Annotated in this window: 1 protein-coding gene and 1 pseudogene; both read left to right on the top strand. The window is 72.0% G+C overall.

Annotated features, from left to right (window positions below):
- Positions 1 to 194, top strand: a pseudogene (locus SACPADRAFT_RS30000) (hypothetical protein); the annotation flags it as partial.
- A 177-nt stretch (positions 195 to 371) separates the two neighbouring features.
- A complete protein-coding gene (locus SACPADRAFT_RS0216390) occupies positions 372 to 1,535 on the top strand; it encodes a cystathionine gamma-synthase (protein WP_007023328.1) in 1,164 nt (387 codons plus the stop codon).
- Positions 1,536 to 1,583: the final 48 nt, after the last annotated feature.

The following is a 1,583-nucleotide window of genomic DNA, read 5'->3' as shown; positions in this document are numbered from 1 at the left end:
GGCAGCCGGGCCAGTTCGGGCAGCCGGGACTGTACGGCCAGCCGGGGCAGTTCGGGCAGCCCCAGCCGGGCGGTCAGTACCCGGGCAGTGGCGGGTTCGCCCAGCCCGGGCAGCCCAGCCAGTACGGGCAGCCGCCGCAGCAGCAACAGCAGGGCGGATTCGGGCAGCAGCCGGGCCAGCCGCCGCAGTGGTGAGCCGCCGCAGTGGTGCGACGCCGGTGGTGATCTCGCAGGCGTGACGGGTCTGACCCGGCGCCACGGGGCCGTGGGGTGACGGAACGGGTGAGCCGTCGCTCCACGGCCCGTCGTGTGTCGGGCCCGGTTCGCCGATCCACGGCGGCGTGTGCCGGGGGCCCGCCGTAGGCTGTGGGCATGGTTGCAGACCCCGCCGACTACGGCTTCGAGACGCGCGCCATCCACGCCGGTCAGGAGCCCGATCCCCGCACCGGGTCGGTCATCGTGCCGATCTACCAGACCTCCACCTACGCACAGGACGGGGTGGGCGGTACCCGCGAGGGGGACTACGAGTACTCGCGTACGGCCAACCCGACCCGGAGCGCGCTGGAGGAGGCGCTGGCCGCCCTGGAGGGCGGTCGGCACGCGCTGGCCTTCTCCTCCGGGATGGCCGCCAGCGACGCGGTGTTGCGGACGGCGCTGCGTCCGGGTGATCACCTGGTGCTCGGCAACGACGTCTACGGCGGCACCTTCCGGCTCATCGACAAGGTGCTGACCGGGTGGGGCATCCACTACAGCGTCGCGTCCCTGTCCGACCTGGACGAGGTCCGCTCCGCGATCCGCCCGGAGACCAAGCTGATCTGGTGCGAGTCGCCCACCAACCCGTTGCTCGGGATCGCCGACATCGGCGCGTTGTCCGAGATCGCCCATGTCAGCGGCGCCCGCGTGGTCGTGGACAACACCTTCGCGACCCCGTACCTGCAGACACCGCTGGAACTCGGGGCGGACGTGGTGGTGCACTCCACCACCAAGTACCTCGGCGGCCACTCGGACGTCGTCGGCGGCGCGGTGATGACCCACTCCGACGAGCTGCGCGAGCAGTTGTTCTTCCTCCGGAACTCGGCGGGCGCGGTGCCCGGCGCGTTCGACGCCTGGCTGACCCTGCGCGGGCTGAAGACGCTCGCCGTGCGGATGGAACGTCACTGCGCCAACGCCGAGCTGATCGCCGAGGCACTGTCGGTGCATCCGAAGGTGGACCGCGTGTACTACCCGGGGCTGGCCGAACACCCGGGGCACGCGCTGGCGGCCAAGCAGATGCGGCGCTTCGGCGGCATGGTGTCGTTCACCCACGTCGACGGCGAACAGGCCGCGCTGGACACGGCCGCGGCCACGAAGTTGTTCGTCCTCGCGGAGTCGCTGGGCGGTGTCGAGTCGCTGGTCGAGCACCCGGGCCGGATGACGCACGCCAGCGTCGCCGACTCGACCCTCCAGGTGCCCCCGTCCCTGGTCCGCCTGTCGGTCGGCATCGAGGACCCGCACGACCTCCTGGCCGACCTCCGCTCCGCCCTCGACACACACTGACCCCCCGCGGGTGCCGGCGTTGTGCCGTGAAGGACTCCTTCGCTGCGT

Source organism: Saccharomonospora iraqiensis subsp. paurometabolica YIM 90007 (genome assembly GCF_000231035.2).
In the GTDB taxonomy this organism is placed as follows: Bacteria; Actinomycetota; Actinomycetes; order Mycobacteriales; family Pseudonocardiaceae; genus Saccharomonospora; species Saccharomonospora paurometabolica.
This window is presented reverse-complemented; position numbering and strand designations above follow the sequence as displayed.